This is a genomic window from Thiemannella venezuelensis, assembly GCF_014203605.1.
Taxonomy (GTDB): Bacteria; Actinomycetota; Actinomycetes; order Streptosporangiales; family Streptosporangiaceae; genus Planomonospora_A; species Planomonospora_A venezuelensis.
Window position 1 is genome coordinate 163,424 of record NZ_JACHJJ010000019.1, and the last position, 18,573, is coordinate 181,996.

17 protein-coding genes and 1 pseudogene are annotated in these 18,573 nt (G+C 72.0%); 4 read left to right on the top strand and 14 right to left on the bottom strand.

The window, feature by feature from the left end; translation table 11 throughout:
- The first annotated feature begins 50 nt into the window (after window positions 1-50).
- Window positions 51-1,166, top strand: a complete 1,116-nt coding sequence (locus tag FHS22_RS25535) for a hypothetical protein (RefSeq protein ID WP_184945588.1) — start codon at window positions 51-53, stop codon at window positions 1,164-1,166.
- On the opposite strand, the pseudogene FHS22_RS39645 reads toward FHS22_RS25535, so the two are convergent.
- A pseudogene (locus FHS22_RS39645) lies at window positions 1,118-1,231 on the bottom strand (LEPR-XLL domain-containing protein); the annotation flags it as partial. The gene FHS22_RS25535 and the pseudogene FHS22_RS39645 overlap by 49 nt on opposite strands.
- A 139-nt stretch (window positions 1,232-1,370) precedes the next feature.
- Here FHS22_RS39645 and FHS22_RS25540 point away from each other — a divergent pair.
- A complete protein-coding gene (locus tag FHS22_RS25540; protein ID WP_184945589.1) occupies window positions 1,371-2,141 on the top strand; it encodes an ABC transporter ATP-binding protein in 771 nt (256 codons plus the stop codon).
- Between the two features lies 1 nt (window position 2,142).
- Window positions 2,143-4,665 carry an ABC transporter permease gene (locus tag FHS22_RS25545; RefSeq protein ID WP_184945590.1) on the top strand — a complete coding sequence of 841 codons (2,523 nt, stop codon included), beginning with the start codon at window positions 2,143-2,145 and terminating at the stop codon, window positions 4,663-4,665.
- 92 nt (window positions 4,666-4,757) lie between these two features.
- Here FHS22_RS25545 and FHS22_RS25550 read toward each other — a convergent pair whose 3' ends face one another.
- From FHS22_RS25550 to FHS22_RS25585, 8 genes are all read right to left on the bottom strand, one after another.
- Complete coding sequence (locus FHS22_RS25550; protein ID WP_184945591.1) at window positions 4,758-5,027, bottom strand: hypothetical protein; 270 nt, start codon at window positions 5,025-5,027, stop codon at window positions 4,758-4,760.
- The gene (locus tag FHS22_RS39360) at window positions 5,024-5,773 is read right to left on the bottom strand and encodes a toxin glutamine deamidase domain-containing protein (RefSeq protein WP_338047941.1); all 750 of its coding nucleotides are present in this window, start codon (window positions 5,771-5,773) and stop codon (window positions 5,024-5,026) included. Before FHS22_RS39360 ends, FHS22_RS25550 begins: the two co-directional genes overlap by 4 nt.
- A gap of 112 nt (window positions 5,774-5,885) precedes the next feature.
- Window positions 5,886-7,664, bottom strand: a complete 1,779-nt coding sequence (locus FHS22_RS25560; RefSeq protein ID WP_184945592.1) for a molybdopterin-dependent oxidoreductase — start codon at window positions 7,662-7,664, stop codon at window positions 5,886-5,888.
- A gap of 146 nt (window positions 7,665-7,810) precedes the next feature.
- The gene (gene rdgB, locus FHS22_RS25565) at window positions 7,811-8,440 is read right to left on the bottom strand and encodes an RdgB/HAM1 family non-canonical purine NTP pyrophosphatase (RefSeq protein ID WP_184945593.1); all 630 of its coding nucleotides are present in this window, start codon (window positions 8,438-8,440) and stop codon (window positions 7,811-7,813) included.
- Complete coding sequence (rph, locus tag FHS22_RS25570; RefSeq protein WP_184945594.1) at window positions 8,437-9,153, bottom strand: ribonuclease PH; 717 nt, start codon at window positions 9,151-9,153, stop codon at window positions 8,437-8,439. The genes rdgB and rph overlap by 4 nt, the downstream gene beginning before the upstream one ends.
- A 5-nt stretch (window positions 9,154-9,158) precedes the next feature.
- Window positions 9,159-9,911 carry an MBL fold metallo-hydrolase gene (locus FHS22_RS25575; protein WP_184945595.1) on the bottom strand — a complete coding sequence of 251 codons (753 nt, stop codon included), beginning with the start codon at window positions 9,909-9,911 and terminating at the stop codon, window positions 9,159-9,161.
- A 117-nt stretch (window positions 9,912-10,028) separates the two neighbouring features.
- Complete coding sequence (locus tag FHS22_RS25580) at window positions 10,029-10,409, bottom strand: aspartate/glutamate racemase family protein (protein WP_184945596.1); 381 nt, start codon at window positions 10,407-10,409, stop codon at window positions 10,029-10,031.
- Between the two features lie 122 nt (window positions 10,410-10,531).
- Window positions 10,532-11,323 carry a thioesterase family protein gene (locus FHS22_RS25585; protein WP_184945597.1) on the bottom strand — a complete coding sequence of 264 codons (792 nt, stop codon included), beginning with the start codon at window positions 11,321-11,323 and terminating at the stop codon, window positions 10,532-10,534.
- A gap of 459 nt (window positions 11,324-11,782) precedes the next feature.
- Here FHS22_RS25585 and FHS22_RS25590 point away from each other — a divergent pair, with 459 nt between their 5' ends.
- Window positions 11,783-13,687 (top strand): DUF3352 domain-containing protein, encoded by a 1,905-nt coding sequence (locus FHS22_RS25590; protein WP_184945598.1) that lies wholly within the window; start codon window positions 11,783-11,785, stop codon window positions 13,685-13,687.
- A 59-nt stretch (window positions 13,688-13,746) separates the two neighbouring features.
- Here the strand turns inward: FHS22_RS25590 and FHS22_RS25595 are convergent, their stop codons facing one another.
- The 5 genes from FHS22_RS25595 to FHS22_RS25615 form a co-directional block, all read right to left on the bottom strand.
- Entirely contained in the window at window positions 13,747-13,995 is a 249-nt protein-coding gene (locus FHS22_RS25595) for a type II toxin-antitoxin system Phd/YefM family antitoxin (protein WP_221474079.1), read from the bottom strand.
- 188 nt (window positions 13,996-14,183) lie between these two features.
- Window positions 14,184-15,374, bottom strand: a complete 1,191-nt coding sequence (locus tag FHS22_RS25600; protein ID WP_338047942.1) for a UDP-N-acetylglucosamine--N-acetylmuramyl-(pentapeptide) pyrophosphoryl-undecaprenol N-acetylglucosamine transferase — start codon at window positions 15,372-15,374, stop codon at window positions 14,184-14,186.
- Window positions 15,375-15,799: 425 nt separating this feature from the next.
- Window positions 15,800-16,939 (bottom strand): methyltransferase domain-containing protein, encoded by a 1,140-nt coding sequence (locus FHS22_RS25605; protein ID WP_184945600.1) that lies wholly within the window; start codon window positions 16,937-16,939, stop codon window positions 15,800-15,802.
- A gap of 5 nt (window positions 16,940-16,944) precedes the next feature.
- Window positions 16,945-17,862 (bottom strand): radical SAM/SPASM domain-containing protein, encoded by a 918-nt coding sequence (locus FHS22_RS25610; protein ID WP_184945601.1) that lies wholly within the window; start codon window positions 17,860-17,862, stop codon window positions 16,945-16,947.
- A 184-nt stretch (window positions 17,863-18,046) separates the two neighbouring features.
- A complete protein-coding gene (locus FHS22_RS25615) occupies window positions 18,047-18,454 on the bottom strand; it encodes an ATP-binding protein (protein WP_184945602.1) in 408 nt (135 codons plus the stop codon).
- Window positions 18,455-18,573: the final 119 nt, after the last annotated feature.

Below are 18,573 nucleotides of genomic sequence, written 5' to 3' on the forward strand. Positions count from 1 at the left end.
CGCCGAACGGCGGATGGGGTGCGTGCCCGTCTCCGGTCCACGCTGGACTCATGGAAACGACACCCATGGATACGGCGTCCGGGAGTACGGCGTCCGGGAGTACGGCGATCGCTCGGGCGGCGGCCCGCCGGCCTCGCTGGGCGGCTTGTGCGGCCTGGGCGGCCGGGCTCTGGTCGCTCCTGTACGGCGGGCTCGGGCTCTGGTGGGCGCTGGGCGGGCGCGGGTTCCCCTTCGGTGAGGGTGATGTCCCCGATGCCCGGTACGAGTCGCTGCTCGGTCACGCGACGGCGGCGGGGACCGCGCCCGTCGTCGCGGCGCTGGGGGCGGTGGGTTCGGTGCTGGCGCTGGTCATGGCGCGGGTGCGGCTGCGCGGCCCGTTGCGGGTCGTGGTGTCGGCTCTGTCATGGGCCGCCGCCTTCGTCCTGGTCGTGCTGGTTCCCGACCAGCGGGTTCTGATGGCACTGGCGTATGCGCCGATCGCCCTGGTCGGGCTGCCGTGGGGCTGGCCGCCTGTGGACTACTTCGAGGCCGCGCTGCCGTGGCCGGTGCTGAATCTGCTGATCTGCCTGGTCGGTGGGGTGCTGTGGGCGGCCGCGGCGCTGGCGTTCCAGCGGCGTACCGGTGGTCGCTGTGAGGGGTGCGGCCGTTCGCGCGGTGGGGCTCCGTCCTGGACGAGTCCGGCCTCGGCGGCACGTTGGGGGCGCCGAGCAGCTTATGTCGCCTTCGTCATCCCGCTCTTCTATGCCGTGGTCCGGTGGGCGTGGGTGCTGGAGATCCCGCTGCTGTTCTCCGTGGAGGAGTTGCGCTGGCTGCACGAGTCGGGGATGGTCTGGGCCGGGGCGGGGCTGGCGACGCTGGCCGTGCTCGGCGGTGTGCTCACGCTCGGGCTGGCGCAGCGCTGGGGCGAGGTGTGGCCGCGATGGGTGATCGGGCTGGCCGGCAGGCCGGTACCGCTCGTGTTCCCGGTCGCCTTCGCTTCGGTGGTCACGGTCGCGCTGGCGTCGGCCGGTGCCACCGCCGTGCGTGTCACCGACTGGACGGACCCGGCCGACTGGCTGGCCAGTCCGATGGCGTACTGGCCGGTCTGGGCGGTTGCGCTCGGTGTCGCCACCGCCGGCTACCGCCTGCGCAGGCGGGGGAGGTGCGGTCGCTGCGGGTTGCTCTGATCGGTGCTCGTTTTCGGGGGCGGCTCGTTTTCGGGGGCGGGGTCGGCCGAATGGAGGATGCGGGGCTACCCCGCTGGTCGCACGGGACCGGCGGGGCTGGTCGTCCGGCTGAGGTGAAGTCCGTCCGTGAGTCCGATGAATCGCGTTTTTCCTGGCAATAGCGTTTTTCCATCAGATCGCAGCCGTTGCGGAGGAGAGAACGACGTGACCATCACCGGAGAGGTCGGCGCGTGGAGCGCGCGGGAGGACGCGGTTCCCGCCGTGCTCGCCAGGGGGCTGACCAAGGTCTACGGGCAGGGGGATGCGGCCGTGCACGCCCTGCGGGGGGTGGACATCGCGTTCGCGACGGGGGCCTTCACCGCGATCATGGGCCCTTCGGGTTCGGGCAAGTCGACGCTGATGCACTGCCTGGCGGGGCTGGACACGGTCAGCGGGGGTCAGGTGCACATCGGTGACGTGGAGCTGACGGAGCTGAACGACAAGCAGCTGACGCTGCTGCGCCGGGAGCGGATCGGTTTCATCTTCCAGGCGTTCAACCTGCTGCCGACGCTGACGGCGGAGCAGAACATCCGGCTCCCTCTGGAGATCGCGGGCCGTCAGGCCGACCAGGTGCTGTTCGACAGGGTGGTGGAGACGGTCGGGCTGCGCGACCGGCTGGGGCACCGGCCGACGGAGTTGTCGGGCGGCCAGCAGCAGCGGGTGGCGGTGGCGCGGGCGCTGATCAGCAAGCCGCAGGTCATCTTCGCCGACGAGCCGACCGGGAACCTGGACTCGCGCAGCGGGGCCGAGGTGCTGTCGTTCCTGCGCACGTCGGTGCGGGAGCTGGGCCAGACGATCGTGATGGTGACGCATGACCCGGTCGCGGCCTCCTACGCCGACCGGGTGGTGTTCCTCCGGGACGGCCTGCTGGTGAGCGAGCTGGCGCAGCCGTCGCCGCAGTCGGTGCTCGACACCCTGATGAAGCTGGAGGCCTGAGTTGCTGAAGACGACTCTGGCCGGGTTGCGGGCGCACAGGCTGCGCCTGCTGCTCACGTCCGTGGCGATCATGCTCGGCGTGGGCTTCATCGCGGGCACGTTCGTGCTCACGGACACGATCGAGGCGGGTTTCCGGCAGAAGTTCGCGGCGGCGGCGGACAAGATCGACATCGTGGTGCTGCCGGCGGAGGGCGAGGGGCCCGAGGAGCCGGCCGTCCGGGCGGAGCTGCTGGAGAAGGTCCGCGGCGTCGGGGGCGTGGCGGAGGCGCAGGGGATCGTACGGGGTACGGCGGCGCTGATCGGCAAGGACGGCAAGGCCGCGGGAGATTTCCCGACGTCGGGGATCTCGATTCCGGAGGGCAGGCTCAACCGGACCGAGATCGTCAGCGGGCGGGCGCCGCGGAGCGCGGCGGAGGCCGTACTGGACGAGAACACCGCCAAGACGCGGGGGTTCTCGGTGGGTGACACGATCACCGTGCTCGACTCCGAGCAGGGCAAGCACGAGTTCGCGCTGGTCGGGTTGTTCGACATCGGGGTCGACCAGGCGCTGGCGTACACGGGGGCGGTCGGTTTCACCACCGCGACCGCGGCGGAGATGACCGGGGAGAAGGGCTTCCGGGAGATCGACGTGGTGACCGCCGGCGGGGTGGACGCGGAGACGGTGCGCAGGTCGGTGGTGGCGGCGGTGGGCGCCGGGGCCGAGGTGAAGACCGGTGCGCAGTACGCCGACGACCTGGCCGCGTCCAACGGTGCGAACACCACGGTGCTGATGGTGGGTCTGCTGCTGTTCGGCCTGGTCGCGATGTTCGTCGCGGCGCTGGTCATCTACAACACGTTCAACATCCTGGTGGCGCAGCGGACCCGGGAGATGGCGCTGCTGCGCTGCATCGGGGCGACCCGCAGGCAGGTGTTCGGCTCGGTCCTGCTGGAGTCGGCGGTGGTGGGCCTGATCGCGTCGGTGCTCGGTCTGCTGGCCGGTCTGGGCCTGGGTGCGGGAGCGCTGGCGGTGCTGGGCCGCACCGGGATGGAGGTGCCCTCCGGCGGGGTGGCGCTGGCTCCGCGCACGGTCGCGGTCGGCATGGTGCTGGGCGTGCTGATGACGGTGGCGGCGGCGCTGCTGCCGGCGCGGGCGGCGACGCGGGTGGCGCCGATCGCGGCGCTGCGCTCGCAGGTGGAGGAGCAGACGTTCCGGACCGGTGTGCTGCGGGGTGTCTTCGCGGGATTGTTCCTGCTGGCCGGGGGTGGTGCGACGGCGTACGGGGTGAGCACGGGGCCGGGCGAGAGCGCGCTGTACGTGGTCATGCTGGGCGGTGCGCTCACCTTCCTGGCGGTGCTGATCCTGGGGCCGGTGCTGGTCAGGCCGTTGAGCGCGTTCGCGGGGTGGCTGCCCCGCCGGTTGTTCGGGGTGCCGGGCAGGCTCGCGGTGGACAACTCGCAGCGCAATCCGAGGCGGTCGGCCACCACGACGGTGGCGTTGACCATCGGTGTGACGCTGATGACGCTGATCTCGGTGCTGACCGCGACGTCGCGGGAGACGTTCGGTGCGAAGCTGGACGAGCAGTTCCCGGTGGACTACATGGTGCAGGCGCAGGGCGGCCGGGAGGGGGGGCTGCCCCGCGCCCTTGCGGAGGACCTGCGGTCCAGGCCGGAGCTGGCATCGGTGGTGGCGCTGCGGACGACCACGGCGAAGGTCGGCGGCGGGGGGGCGCGGGACACGGAGACGGTCGGCACCTTCACTCCGGCCGGCGGGTTCACGCCGAAGGCCGTGACGGGGTCGTTCGCCTCCCTGGGACCGGGTGCGGTGGTCCTGGGCGACCAGGTCGCCGAACGGCTGGGGGTGAAGGTCGGCGGCACGGTCCCGGTGGAGACGGAGGAGCGGGGCGCGGTCCGGCTCAGGGTCGTGGCGACGTTCTCCATGGAGAGCAGCCTGCTGCCTTCGGTGACGGTCGCGGAGAAGGACTTCGAGGAGTTCTTCGGCCGGCTCGACGACACTCAGGTCGTCGCCAACGTCAGGGACGGCGTGGCGGAGGACCGGGCGCGCAGGGCGGTCGAGGCGGCGGCGCAGCCGTACCCGACGGCGATGGTGGCGAGTTCGACGGAGGTCCGGGGCGAGTTCGACGAGGCCCTCGACATGATGTTGATGATCATCACGGGTCTGCTGGGCCTGTCGATCCTCATCTCGCTGCTGGGCATCGCGAACACGTTGTCGCTCTCGGTGCACGAGCGGACCCGGGAGTCGGCGCTGCTGCGGGCGCTGGGGCTGACCCGGCCGCAGCTGCGCCGGATGCTCTCGGTGGAGGCGCTGGTGCTGGGTGTCATCGGTGCGCTGGTGGGTGTGGCGCTGGGCGTCGTGTTCGGCTGGGCGGCGACGCAGACGATGACGACGGGGGTCATCTTCCGGCTGCCGGTGGCGCAGGTGCTGGCGTTCGTGGCGCTGTCGGGCCTGGCCGGGGTGGTGGCCGCGGTGCTGCCCGCCCGCAGGGCGGCGCGCGCCTCGATCGTGGGGTCGCTGGCGAGCGGCTGAGCGGGGTGTTCCTCAGGTGGCCGGGGCGTCCGCGATCGGGGGCGGCGCCCCGGCCGCCGCGCTGCCGGGGGCGGCGCCTTCGGCGGCCGCCGTCACCGGGGGCGGCGCCCCGGCCACTGCTCGGCGACGGTCTCGGGGTTGAGGAGGGGGCGGATGGCGATCTCGCCGGTGGCCCTGTCGATCACGATGCAGCCGGAGCCGACGGTCTCGGGCAGGACGCCGGGGTCGTCGGGTTCGGGTTCCTTGGGCCAGGCGACGTAGCCTTCCTTGAAGGCGTAGATCCCGATCTCCAGGGCGTCGTCGAGGGGGCGGACACCGTTGACGTACTCCTCGGCGACGGCCCGTGCCTGTTCGAGGTTCACAGCCTGCGTCCTTCCCGGTCGATGACCACGCAGAAGACGCCGGTCACGGCGTCGTAGGGCGGTTCGACGGCCATGTGGCCGCGCTGGGCGTCGATCCAGATGACCTCGCCGCCGGAGTTGACGGCGTTCCAGGCGTGGCTGCCGCCGCTCGGCCAGCGGGTGATGATGAGGGCGGCCGCGCCGTGGCCGCCGGCCAGGAGCAGTTGCGCGATGGGGGTGTAGGCGCGGCGGCCCTGCCCGACGTGCTGGAGGCGGTGGCCGAGCCAGCGTTCGGCGCGGGCGGGGCCGCCGCTCTCGCCGGTGAGCAGCGGTTTGCCGATCCGGTCGTACTCGGGGTAGCGGGGGGCGGCCGCGGTGGGCATGCCGTACCAGGTGGCGAGGACGGCGAGCGCGCAGTCGAGGGAGTTGGCGGCCCGGAACGGGTCGTCGGCGGCGCCGGTCCCGTTGATCAGGCGGATCCACATGCCGCGGGGGTCGGGGAAGCGCCGCGGGGCGCCCCGGTCGTCGAGCGGCACGGCGCGTTCGATGTCGGCCTGGGCCTGCGGCTGCGGCGGGGTGAGCCCGCCGGCGGCGCCGTACGGCCGGTACCGGTCCAGTGGCGGCGGCCGCCAGGGCTCCCGCTCGGGTTCCCTGGGCGGGGCGATGACCGCGGGTGCCGGGGCATCCAGCTCGAAGTCGCGCCACCGTTTGCCGTCCGAGGTCACGACCGGGTTGTAGACCCCCGCGGGCGCAAGCCGTCGCGTCACACAAATCCCCCCTTGTCCCACCCGTTCCGCTGCCCGATGGTAGGCCGCTCACGTTTGCGGCGGAGTGGAGTTGACCAGATCAGGGAAAGGAGTCTTCCCTGCGGGGAGGCGGTCAGGCGACGGTGACCTCGACGGTGTGCAGGCCGGTGGCGCCGTCGGGGGCGATGGGGGTCCGGTCGGCGGTCTGGGTGTAGCCGGTGGCGTCGGTGGCCCGCACCTCGATGGTGTGCCTGCCGGGGGTGGCGTCCCAGTCGTCGAGGGCCCACTGCCGCCAGGTGTCGGCGGTCGGCGCCTCCGCGAGCCTGGCCTGGCGCCACGGCCCGCCGTCGATCCGCACCTCGACGGCGTCCACGCCCTTGTGCTGCGCCCAGGCCACGCCCGCGATCACCGTGCGGCCCGGCGGCAGGCCGGCGCCCGGTCCGGGGAGGTCGATGCGCGACTGCGTCTTGACGGGTCCCCTGGCGGCCCAGCCTCTGGGCGTCCAGTACGCCTCGTCCCGGTCGAAGCGGGTGAGTTTGATCTCGGTCACCCATTTGGTGGCCGAGACGTAGCCGTACAGACCGGGGACGACCTGCCGGGCGGGGAAGCCGTGGTCGACGGGGAGCGCCTCGCCGTTCATCGCGACGGCGAGCAGCGCGTCCCGGCCGTCCATGACGACGTCGGCCGGGGTGCCGCAGGTCCAGCCGTCGGAGGAGACGCTGAGGATCATGTCGGCGTCCTTGTGCACGCCCGTCTCGCGCAGGATGTCGGCCAGGCGGGCGCCGAGCCAGCGGGCGTTGCCGATGTACGGCCCGCCGACCTCGTTGGAGACGCAGCAGAGCGTGACGTCGGCCTCGACCAGGGGCCGTCTCACCAGGTCGTCGAAGGTCAGCTCGACCGGCCGGTCGACCATGCCGTGGATCTTCAGGGTCCAGTCGCGGGGGTCGACTCTGGGGACGATGAGGGCGGTGTCCACCCGGTAGAAGTCGGCGTTGGGGGTGAAGAAGGGCGACAGTCCCCTGATCTTCAGGTCGGTTCCGGCGGGGACCGGTCCGGCGGAGACGGAGGGGCGCGGGAGCGCGAGTCCGGCGCGGGCCGTGTCCACCTCGGTGCCGCCGGACAGCAGCCGGCCCGCCAGGCCGGTGGCCCCGGCCACGGCCGCCCCGCCGAGCAGCCCGGTCAGCAGCGCGCGCCGGTCGAGGGTGTGGAGGTCCTCGCCCGCCCGCATCACGGCGGGCACCGGTGTGCCGTACGGCTCCTCGGCTCGCGGTCCGGTGGCCGTGTCCGCGCGGGGCGCCTGCCCGGTGTCCGCACGGGGTGCCTGCGGTGCGCCGGATGCCGGGGAGGGGGCCGTCCCCGTCTCAGCGTCCGCCGTCTCAGCGTCCGCCGTCTCAGCGTCCGCCGTCTCAGCGTCCGTCCTCCCTCCGGACCAGGGGCGGGGGGCGTCGGGGCCGGAGGCGCGGGAGCGGCGGACGAACCTGGGGTGGATCAGCCGGGCGAGGGCCACCATGCCGGCGGCGGTGCCGGCGAGGGCCGGGACGGCGTCGGCCGGGCCCGCGCCGGGGCGGGTCAGCGCGGCGGCGAGGCCGATCGCCCCGAGGACGGCCAGGGCGGCCTGCCCGTGGCGGGTGTCGCGGGAGGCCAGGACGCCGGTCCCGGCGGCGAGGGCGGCGAGGACCGCCAGGACGCCCGCGATCAGGACGGTCTTGTCGGCCTCGCCGAAGGTGCGGATCGCCCAGTCCTTCAGCCAGGGCGGGGACAGGTCGACGGCGGTGTCGCCGACCGCGAGGACCGGGAACGCCGCGGGCTTCACGATCCCCGCGGCGAGCAGGGACATTCCTATCGCCACCGCGCCCGCGACCAGCCCGGTCAGTGCCGCGGCCCAGGCAGGCACGCGCCTGTTGCTCTCCATGCCTCCGACGCTACGCCCGCCGGGGCGCGGAGGTTCTTACGCGCCGGTTACGGCGGCCGGACGCACCGGCCGCCGTGACCGGCGGGCGACCGGGCGGGGCGGGGCGGGCGACCGGGCGGGCCCGCCGGACGGGGCGGCCCGCCGTCTCAGCCGAGCACGTCGGCCAGGATCGGGGCCAGGGCGCGGAAGGCGCGGCCCCGGTGGCTGATCGCGTCCTTCTCCGCGGAGGACATCTCGGCGGTCGTGTGGGTCTCCCCGTCGGGGACGAAGATCGGGTCGTAGCCGAACCCGCCGGTCCCGCGCGGGGCGTCGATGATCACGCCGTGCAGCGTGCCCTCGGCGACCCGCTCCTCCCCCGAGGGCAGGGCCAGCGCGGCCGCGCACGCGAAGTGCGCGCCGCGCCGCTCCTCGGGCACGTCCGACACCTGGGCGAGCAGCAGGTCCAGGTTGGCCCTGTCGTCGCCGTGCGTGCCGGACCAGCGGGCCGAGAGGATGCCCGGCATGCCGTTCAGCGCGTCCACGCACAGGCCGGAGTCGTCGGCGATCGCGGGCAGACCGGAGGCCCGGGCGACGGCGTGGGCTTTCAGCAGGGCGTTCCCGGCGAAGGTCGACTCGGTCTCGGCGACGTCGCCGATCTGCGGGAACTCCTCCAGCCCGACGATCTCGGCCGGCACCGCGGCGTCGGCCAGGATGCGGCGGAGCTCGGCGATCTTCCCGGCGTTCCTGGTCGCCAGGACGACCCGGCGGGCGCCCGCTCCCTCCGCCCGCCCGTTCACGCCAGGGCCTCCTTCTGCAGGCGGGTCAGCTCGGCGCAGCCGGCGACGCCGAGGTCCAGCAGCTGGTCGAGGGCGGCCCGGTTGAACGGCCTGCCCTCGGCGGTGCCCTGGACCTCGACGAACTCGCCGGAGCCGGTCATCACGACGTTCATGTCGGTCTCGGCGGCGACGTCCTCGGTGTAGCAGAGGTCGAGCAGCGGGACCGACTTGACGATCCCGACGGAGACGGCCGCGACCGAGTCGACCAGGGGGTCGCCCTTGCACATCTTGCGCTCGCGCATCCAGCGCACCGCGTCGACCAGCGCGACGTACGCGCCGGTGATCGCGGCGGTGCGGGTGCCTCCGTCGGCCTGGAGCACGTCGCAGTCGATCACGACCGAGTTCTCGCCGAGCAGCTTGTAGTCGACGCAGGCGCGCAGGGAGCGGCCGATCAGGCGGGAGATCTCGTGCGTCCGGCCGCCGATCCTCCCGCGGACCGACTCGCGGTCGTTGCGGGTGTTCGTGGCGCGGGGCAGCATGGCGTACTCGGAGGTCACCCAGCCCTGGCCGCTCCCCTTGCGCCAGCGCGGCACGCCCTCCTGCACGGAGGCGGCGCAGAGCACCTTGGTGCCGCCGAACTCGACGAGCACCGAGCCCTCGGCGTGGGCGAGCCAGCCGCGGGTGATCGTCACCGGGCGGAGTTGGTCGGGAGTACGTCCGTCTGCACGAGCCATGGGGATTACCCTAGGTCATACACGGCTCCGCTCCGCGCGAGCTCGGTGCGTCCGGCGAAACCGCCCCGGGAGGCGTCCTGGAGGATCCGGTCGGGGTCGTACCAGGGCACGAGATGGGTCAGCACCAGGGTGCCGGCTGCGGCCCTGGCGGCGTGCTCGGCCGCCTGGCGGCCGTTGAGGTGCAGGTTGGGCGGGAGGCCCGGCTCGTCGAGGTAGGAGGCCTCGCACAGCATCACGTCGGCCCCGGCCGCCAGCCTGACCAGTTCGGCGGACTCGCCGGTGTCGGCGGAGTAGGCCACCGAGCGGCCGCCGTAGGAGATCCGGAAGCCGTAGGTCTCGACCGGGTGGTTGACCCGCGCGGCGGTGACCGCGAACGGGCCGACCTCGAAGACGCCGGGTGTGAGCCGTACGAAGTCGAAGGCGGTCTCCAGCCCCGGCTCCTCGGGCATGCCGTAGGCGGCGGCCAGGCGGCGGGGGGCGTCGGCGGGCGCATGGACCGGGACCTTCGGATGCGGCCCGTGCGGGGAGTAGGTCCGCACCACATGGTAGGGGCACAGGTCGAGGCAGTGGTCGGCGTGCAGGTGGGACAGGCAGATGGCGTCCACGTCGTAGAGGCCGATGTGCCGCTGGAGGGCGCCCAGCGCGCCGTTGCCGAAGTCCAGCAGCAGCCGGAAGCCCTCGGCTTCCAGCAGATAGCATGATGAGGGGCTGTCCGGGCCGGGGAAACTCCCCGAGCACCCGATGATCGTCAGTTTCACGGCGGCCTCCTGTTCGTCGCGACGCCGGGCGTCGCGTCCGGGCGCGGGGTGACACGCCCGGGAATGTCCTGTTCTGCGCTGCGTCCCCGGCTCGCCCCCTCGCGGCCGGGACGTGGTTCACCCGGGGTGTCCGTTGCCCGCGGACCCTCCCACCGCCGCGAGCTCCACCTCCTGAGTCTCCGGGCCGGGGAAGCGCCGTCCCGGCTGGGCGAAGAGGCCGGTGTCGCCCGTGGCGCGGAACCGGTGGCGGAGTGTGCCGGTCGCGGCGCCGGCGCCGTTGCACGCGGTCACCGGCACCCCGACGCCGTGCCCGGCGAGGTGGCCCGTCGCCTCCGGCGCGCAGGGGCGGACCTGCGCGATCGGCTCAGGCCCGTACGGCCGGCGGACCGTGCCGGCCGGGTGGAGGGGCGACGCGGGGGGCGGCCGGTCGACGGCCGCCCCGGCCACCGTGAGGCCGCCCGCCCCGCTGTCGAAGATTCCGGTACTCGCTTGCGACACGGTTCCCAAGGTTAGGCGAGCCGGAAAGAGCGCTCACGGTAAGAATCCTCACAACGACTGTCGCGTCGCTCACGTATCACCCGGGCGGCCGGAGCGCAGACCGGCGGCCTGGGGAGGGCGCGTCAGCCGCGGCCGACGCGGGCGAGCTGGCGGGACTGGGCGACGAGCCTGCCGGCGGAGTCCCAGACCTCGACCTCCTCGTCGAACCAGCCGTCGCTGATCATCCGGCCGCTGCCGAGCAGGGTGAGCCAGCCGGGGGCGGGCAGCGCGCGCAGGTGCCAGGTGAGGTCCACGGTCGGCGCCCAGCCGCGGGCTCCGGCGGAGAAGACGACGGGAGGCAGCGCGTCCACGGCCAGGGCCAGGATGTAGGGGTCGGGGTCCTGCGGTTCGGCCATGCGGAAGTGGGCGCGGGCCTCGGGGCGGCCGGTGGGGCTGCCGTCGAGCCAGCCGATGGTGGGCGGGTCGAACGCCATGTCGATCTGGGCGTTGAACGTCATGTTCGACTCGGGCTTGGGGTCGGGGAGCTTGACGCACTCCTCGACGGGCGGCATGGCGGCCGACGGCCCGTCCGTCCAGTCGGGGGCCACGTCGTTCAGGGTGGCGGTGGTGACGAGGGTCTCGATGAACGCCTTGTCGTCCTGGACGAGGGTGGCCCGGGTCATCGTCGCGGTGCGGCCGGTCTTGATCTGCTCCAGCCGCACCCGGGCCGGGCCGGGCCGGGGGGCGCGCAGGAACTGCGCGCTGGTGGTCACCGGGTGCTCGTGCGGGGAGGCGTCCACGACGGCGCGCAGGAGCACGGCCATCAGGTAGCCGCCGTTGAGCGGGCCGCCGATCGAGTAGCCGGGGTCCAGGCACACGTCGTAGGTGGTCTCGTCCACCCGGATCGCCTGCGTCGCCTCGTCGAACTTCGTCATCTGCCGTCCACTGCCTCGTCTCGCCGCGGCCCGCGGGCGCCACGCCACCGGCCGCCGGGCCTTCCGGCCAGGCCCCGGCGTTCCGCACGGCACCGTCCCGAACCTTATTCTAGTGAGGCCACTTTACCCGTCCCGGGCGGTTCACGCTCCCCCGGCCTCGGAGCGGCCCGTCCCGCCCCGCCGCCGGGAAATCAGGCCGCGCCTCCATTAAAGATTTTCTAAGGACTTTTCCTACCGATGGCGACGTCCGCCCCGTGTCACTCGGTGTCGCCGCACCGCTCCCCTCGGCCAGAAGCCCTGCCCGGAACGGCCGGCCCCGCCGAACCCGCCGACCGGCACCCCCGGAGCTGGGGGATTCGCCGTTAGACGGAGCAATGAGGCAGTTAGTTCAATGCAAGTCGTTTGCTAGAGAGATGCACTAACTTCTACGTATCCGCGAAGTCCACATTGTGAGTGAGCATGTCTGCCAACAATCCCCCCGACCAGTTCCCCCCGCCGGGCGCGCAGCCCGACAGGACGATCGCATACCGTCGGAACGAGGGTGCGCAGCAGCACAACCAGCCGCACACCCAGGCCTACCCCCAGCCGGGCTACCCGCAGAGCCAGCCCGGATACCCCCAGCAGGGTGGCGGCCACCCACAGGGTCAGCCCGGATACCCCCAGCAGAGCGCGGGCGGGTACCAGCAGGCGCAGCAGCCGTACGGCCAGCAGAGCCAGCAGCCCGGCTACCAGCAGCAGAACTACGGGCAGCAGGCCTACCCGCAGCAGGGCCAGCCGTACGGGCAGCAGGCCTACGGGCAGCAGAACTACGGGCAGCAGGCCTACCCGCAGCAGGGCCAGCCGTACGGCCAGCAGACCTACCCGCAGCAGGGCTACCAGCAGGGCGCCGAGTTCCTGGGCTCCGGTCAGCCGCCCGCCCCGCCCGTGCGCAAGGGCCGCAAGGGCTGGCTGGTCGCGGTGATCGCGGCGCTGGTGGTGGCGCTCGTCGGCGGCGGCGGCGTCTACGCCGTCAGCCTGCTCAGCGGCGGCGGCGCCCAGCCCCATGACGTGCTGCCCGGCAACGCCATCGGCTACGTCCGGATCGACCTCGACCCGGCCGCCAACCAGAAGCTGGCGCTGTACGACATCGCCAAGAAGTTCACCGTCACCAAGGACTCCTTCACCGGCGACGACCCGCGCCAGTCCTTCTTCGACATGATCAAGAAGGACACCGAGAGCCTGAGCAAGGTGGACTTCGCCGCCGACATCGAGCCGTGGCTCGGCTCGCGCATCGGCGCGGCCGTGACCCCGCCCGCCAAGGACGGCGGGGAGCCCGGAGCCGTGATCGCCGTCCAGGTCACCGACCAGGAGGCGGCCAAGGCCGGGATCGCCAAGCTGATGGGCGAGGAGAAGTACGGCATCGCCTTCCGCGACGACTACGCGCTGCTCGCCCAGACGCAGGCCCAGGCCGACCAGGCCGCCACCGCCCAGACGCTGGCGGAGAACGCCAACTTCACCTCCGACCAGGGCGACCTGGGCGAGACCGGCGTGCTCTCCCTCTGGGTGGACGCCGGCAAGATCGCGGAGCTCGCTCCCGACATGGCCTCGCAGGACCCCGCCACCCTCGCCAAGATCAAGAACGTCCGGGTCGCCGCCGCGCTCCGCTTCGACGGCAACTACGTCGAGTTCGCCGGCATCGCCCGCGGCGGGCAGGACCTGGGCGTGGGCGAGCCCGAGCCCTCCCAGATCGGCCGGCTCCCGGCGACCACCGCCGCGGCGGTCTCGGTCTCCGGGCTCGGCGAGATGATCGGCAAGCAGTGGGCCGAGATCATGAAGACGGTCAACCAGACCGCCGGCGACCAGTCCTTCCAGCAGTTCGTCAACCAGGCCCAGCAGCAGTACGGCCTGGCCCTCCCCGCCGACCTGGTGACCCTGCTCGGCAGCAACCTCACCCTGGCCCTGGACTCGACCGGCCTCGACGGCAGCGCGCCCAAGTTCGGCGCGCGGATCGCCACCGACCCGGCCAAGGCCCAGGAGGTCGTCGGCAAGATCGAGAAGTTCCTCGCCGACTCCGGCACCGCCGTGCCGCAGATCGCCAAGGCGCCCGGTGACGGCGTCCTGGTCCTGGCCAGCGACCAGGCCTACGCCTCCGAGCTCGCCAAGGAGGGCAGCCTCGCCGACAGCGAGAGCTTCCAGCTCGCCATCCCGAACGCCGGCGAGGCGACCTTCGCCGCCTACGTCGACCTCGACAAGATCGAGAAGTTCTACCTGGAGAACCTGCAGGGCGACGAGAAGGCCAACGCCCAGGTCCTGCGCGCCGTCGGCATCAGCGGCTCGCAGAACGGCGGCGACGCCGACTTCTCCCTGAGGGTCCTGTTCAACTAAAGAGTCCGGACCGGCCATACGGGAAGGGCGGGCGTACCATCCGGTACGCCCGCCCTTCCTCATGTCCGCCCGCCGGCGGGATCGGCCATCTCCCGGGCCTTCGCGACGTCGGCCTCGAAGCCGGCGTCCAGCATTCCAGCGCTTCGGGCCAGGAAGGCCTTGACCATACGCCCCCGCGCGGTGGGCGCGGGGGCGATCACCGCGATCCGCCTGCCTCCACGGGTCACCATGATCGTCTCTCCCCGCTCGACCTCGTCCAGGACGGCCGCGAAGCTCCCGGACGCCTTGGCGGCAGTCATCACCTTCATAGAATCAATCGTCTGACAAACGTCTGGCCTGCGGACCTCAGAAGTCGATCTCGACTGCGAGGAGGTGCTCAGGCAGGACGGGTCCTGTGCGGTGACGCATCACAGCCGCGGCGACGACCATCTTGGTGAGCGAAGCGACTGGACCCGGCCATCGTCCTCGGGCGGCTCATGACCGGCCGGAGGCGGCCTCACCGGCGGGCGGCGGCGAGGACCACGTCCACCAGCCGCTCGGCCGCATCCGGCCGGCCATGCGTTCGGGCCCGCGCGGCGATGGCGGCACGCCGGGCCGAGTTCGTGAGCAGGGGTTCCACGGCTACCCGCAGGGCGGCCGTGGACACCTCGTCGAGCAGGGCGACCGCGGCGCCGTCCTCCTGGAGGTACCGCGCGTTGTGCGCCTGCTCGTCGCCTGCCGATGAGGCGAGAGGGATGAACACGGCCGCCTTGCCCAGCGCGGTCACCTCGGCGATCGTTCCGGCTCCGCTCCGGGAGACCAGCACGTCGGCCAGGTCGAGCACGTCGGGCAGTTCGGGGCCGATGAAACCCGTCAGGTGGTAGCGGGCCGCCAGGCCGGGCGGGAGTTCGGCGGTGCGCCGCCGCAACTCCTCGACGTTGGCCGTCCCGCACTGGTGGACGACGTTGGCGTGGGACAGCAGCCACGGGAGAACGCCGCCCACCACGTTGTTGATCTGCTGCGACCCTTGGGCGCCGCCGGTGACGTAGACGGTGGGCAAGGTTCGGTCGAAGCCGTGCAGGCCGAGGCCATTGATCGCCTTGTCCGCCTGACCGGACAGCACTTCGGGCCGTACGGGGTTACCCGTGACGACGGCGATCCCCCGCGACGACTCCGGCAGCAGCGACACGGTCGATTCGGACGACACGGCGAAGCGCGTCGCGGTGCGGGCCAGCAGCCGATTGGCCAGGCCCAGGCGGACGGTCTGCTCGTGCACCACGAGGGGGCGGCGGCACATGGCGGCCGCCAAGCCCACCGGGACGGCGACGTAGCCGCCCGTGGCCAGCACCACGTCGGGGCGGAACCGGGAGACGATCGAGCGGGCCTGCGCAACGCCGAGCGGGACGCGGCCCATGTCCTTGATGTTGGCGGGAGAGATCATCTTCAGCGGGTTGCGGGCGCGCCGTACCTTGCCGGTGGCGACCGCCGCGAACGCGATCCGCTCGCTCGCCGCGACGCGGGCCTCCAGGCCGTCTGCCGTTCCGACCCACACGACGTCCAGCGCCCTTCCGGTGGCCGCGAGCCTGGCCTGCAAGGTGCGCACCGTGGTGAGGGCGGGGTAGGTGTGGCCGCCCGTCCCGCCGCCGGTGACGATCAGGCGGAAGGGCCGCCCCGAGTCCGGCGCGAGACGGCTGACGGCACTGTTCACGAAAAAGCTCTCCATCTGGCTGCATCGAGGACTCGACCCGCACCCGAAGGTGGCGGAACATCGCGGACGATAGCAGTCGATCTCGCACTGCGCCGAGCGGTCGGGCCTCCCGCCGTCAGGATGGCCGGGCCACGTACGCTTGCTTGGCGTCGGCAGAGAACCCGCAGGCACGGTAGGTCGCCGAGCCGGGCCTCGCGGAACATGCGTGGAGCATAGCCAACGCGCCGAACCCTTCTCCTTGCCGGTACCGCCGCGCAGGCGGGCCGGGACGCGGAGACGACGCCTGCCAGGCTCGCTCTGTTCCCCTCGTTCGACCTCATCTGCTCAACGACACTGAGTGCCCAAGCCGGTCGATCCCCTCTGGCCGCGACCGGGGTCGGGTATGTCCGGGATGAGGTCATCATCTCGGGACACAACATCTCCGTTCATTGAGCGGTTATGACCCCTTCCCAGGTTCCTCGCGTCAGGTGGATTTCTCCGGTGGGCCGGATGAACGCTCTGGCGCCGTGGAGGGGAAGCGAGCCCTCCGTCACCCACAGGTGGCGGATGTCGTCGAGGATGTTCCACAGGCGGCGGGGGCCGCCCTGGTGGACGGTCGGCGGATCGTCGCCCTTCGCGGTGGCCCTGGCCCACGATCCATCGGCATGGACCATGCGCGCGGTGCGCTGTCCATCGTCGTCTTCCTCGTAGTGGTGTTCGATGCCGGGGGCGACCACTTCCAGCATGGAGGGGATCTCCCAGTTGTAGGAGACGCGCATCACGGGGTACCGGCCCCGGCCGACCTCCTCCCCTTCGGCCTCCCAGACCGCATCGAACAGATCCTCGTCCGGCGGGTAGTCCTCTCCTCTGCGAGTCTCCATGAACATGGCGCGGTCCCATTCCACCCGGCCCACCGCTCCACCGTCCGGCGTCTTGTCCGCCGTGATGATGAGGCAGGTGTGGGCGATGGTGGTGACCAGGCGGCCCTCCGGCCGTAACACGGCCAGCCAGCTCTCCGGGATCGGCCGCACCGACACCATCGACACGATCCGGTCGTAGTCACCGGGGATCGGGCCGGTCGCGTCGACGGTCAGCACCCGGGGGTGAAGGCCGATGCCGTCGAGCCGATCGGCGGCGGCTTCCACGAGGTAGGGATCGACATCGATGCTGGTGACATGCCGCTCCCCGATCCGGTTGGCCAGCAGAGCCGCGCTGTAGCCGGAGCCCGTGGCGACGTCGAGGACATCCGCGCCCTCATAGACCTCGGCATGCCGGAGCATCTGCACGACCAGGCCGGGGAGTGTGGACGACGACGTAGGGCGTCCAGCGGTCACAACCGCCGCCTCCGCGTGATCGGCGTGCAGCGGGCCGACCCTGGTCACCAAGGTCCGATCGCTGTAAGCCTCATCCGCCCATGTCTCAGCGTCCGAAGGGCCGTCGTGTACTTCCCACTCGCCGTACCCGGCCGGACTCCACCAGCGTGGCACGAAGGCATGCCGGGGTGTGATCGCGACCGGCTCCCGCCACCGTGACCCGCGCGGGGTCACAGTGGCGGCCAGTTCGGCGGCGTGAGGGCGCCAGTCCATGTGTCTCACTTCTTCGGGGGCTTGGATTTAGTGTCGGGGGCGCAGAACCTAGGGTTGCAGGCCGGGCTCTCCGACGGCGCGCAATCGTTGCCATCCCGTTCGGTCGGCCTGCACGACGGCTGCTGCGGGTTGCAGGGCTTCCCTGCGGTGGGGATGGCCGAGACGAGTTCACTCCAGGTGACGCCCTTCACGATCTCCGCCAGAGGCGTTCTCCGAACGTTCCCTGCGACCATCCAACGCGACAGGACACAGGGCCACACGTCCCCGTCCGGGCTGATCGCTGCCTTCCCGTCGCCGCACTGGCCGCAGAGCTGCGACACGTCGGGAACGGTGGCGGCCGCCCGGCCGACTCCGCGAACCCGATCTGTGCCGATGGCCGTCACGCCCATGGCGGCCAGTTCGGCGCGGGCCTGTTCAACACGTTGACCGGCGAGAACGTCGATGATGCCGACCCTCAGCGGAATACCCCGTTTAACGGCTTCAGCGATGTTGGCCTTCGTACGCCCGTAAGCGCCCCGGCGGCCGGTGACCGCACCGTGCTCGGTCACGCGGTCGGAGTAATAGCTGGTCGCCAACCTGACGTTCGGGTGGCTGAACAGCTCCCACCATCCGGTTCGGACCGTGACGAGGTTGCTGTAGACCTCAACGCCCATGCCCGCGTCGATAGCGTCGCCCAGGAGAGTCGCGAAGTCCGGATACAGCGTCGGTTCTCCGCCGATGAACTGGACATGGCTCACACCCAGTGTCTTCGCCTCGGTGATGAGCCGACGCCAGTCAGCGGCCGTCATGGTGCCATGGCCACCGCCTGGACCGCTGGAGGCGTAGCACTGCACGCAGGTCAATTGGCATTTGCCGGTCAGCTCGAATTCCAGGTGCCAACCGCTCAGGGACCGGGCCGCTGCCGTCTGTTCGAGCGTCATCATGGTGCCCTTCTCCGCTCTGTCATGAGATCGAGTCGATAGTTGTGAGGCCCCCGGCGGGCCGTTCTCCCTCACGGGGGCAGAGGGTGAGCGAACGGGCGCGGTCGCGGGCGACAACCGGGGGGTTGTTGTGGGAAGTCCCGTGCCGCAGCTCCCCCGCCGGGGGCGGTCTGTGAGTGGTCCGTTGTCAGCCCGTACGGGCGAGCGGGACGAATGCGGCCGAGGACGCCTCGGGGTCGGCGGGGAACTCGCACCACACCAGGCGCCCCACTCCCAGATCCCGGAAGCCCCACGCCCCTCCGGTGAGGTGGCTGACGATGAACAGTCCCCGGCCGCCCTCCGCCGATGCGGCAGAGACGCCGCCGATGGCGGGGTAGCTGTCGGTCATGCCCGCGTCGATGACCTCGAGGCGCAGGAGATCGTCGCAGACGGCCATTTTCATGATGACGCGGTCATCGCAGACGCTCTGCCCGCCGTGGCGGACCGCATTGGTCACCAGTTCTGATGCGACAAGGCGAGCGGTCTCGTAGGCGGGATGGTCTGCTCCGAGCCATTCCCGGACTTCCGCGCGGGCATGTGAAACGGACTTATCCACGCATTCTAGGTGGATCTCTTTAAGCGTGACTATTCAGGTTACTGTGTGAGCGCGGGCGTCCAGGGGTTGCCGAGCAGCGCGTCGTGAAGAGCCTGGGCAGCACGCAGGCCGTTCTTGCG

Bases quoted from the DNA above. Each gene is read 5' to 3' on its own strand.
- FHS22_RS25535 (WP_184945588.1), top strand. From the start codon at position 51: ATGGAAACGACACCCATGGATACGGCGTCCGGGAGTACGGCGTCCGGG.
- FHS22_RS25560 (WP_184945592.1), bottom strand. From the start codon at position 7,664: ATGGAGAGCAACAGGCGCGTGCCTGCCTGGGCCGCGGCACTGACCGGG.
- rph (WP_184945594.1), bottom strand. From the start codon at position 9,153: ATGGCTCGTGCAGACGGACGTACTCCCGACCAACTCCGCCCGGTGACG.
- FHS22_RS25585 (WP_184945597.1), bottom strand. From the start codon at position 11,323: ATGACGAAGTTCGACGAGGCGACGCAGGCGATCCGGGTGGACGAGACC.
- FHS22_RS25590 (WP_184945598.1), top strand. From the start codon at position 11,783: ATGTCTGCCAACAATCCCCCCGACCAGTTCCCCCCGCCGGGCGCGCAG.
- FHS22_RS25595 (WP_221474079.1), bottom strand. From the start codon at position 13,995: ATGAAGGTGATGACTGCCGCCAAGGCGTCCGGGAGCTTCGCGGCCGTC.
- FHS22_RS25605 (WP_184945600.1), bottom strand. From the start codon at position 16,939: ATGGACTGGCGCCCTCACGCCGCCGAACTGGCCGCCACTGTGACCCCG.
- FHS22_RS25610 (WP_184945601.1), bottom strand. From the start codon at position 17,862: ATGATGACGCTCGAACAGACGGCAGCGGCCCGGTCCCTGAGCGGTTGG.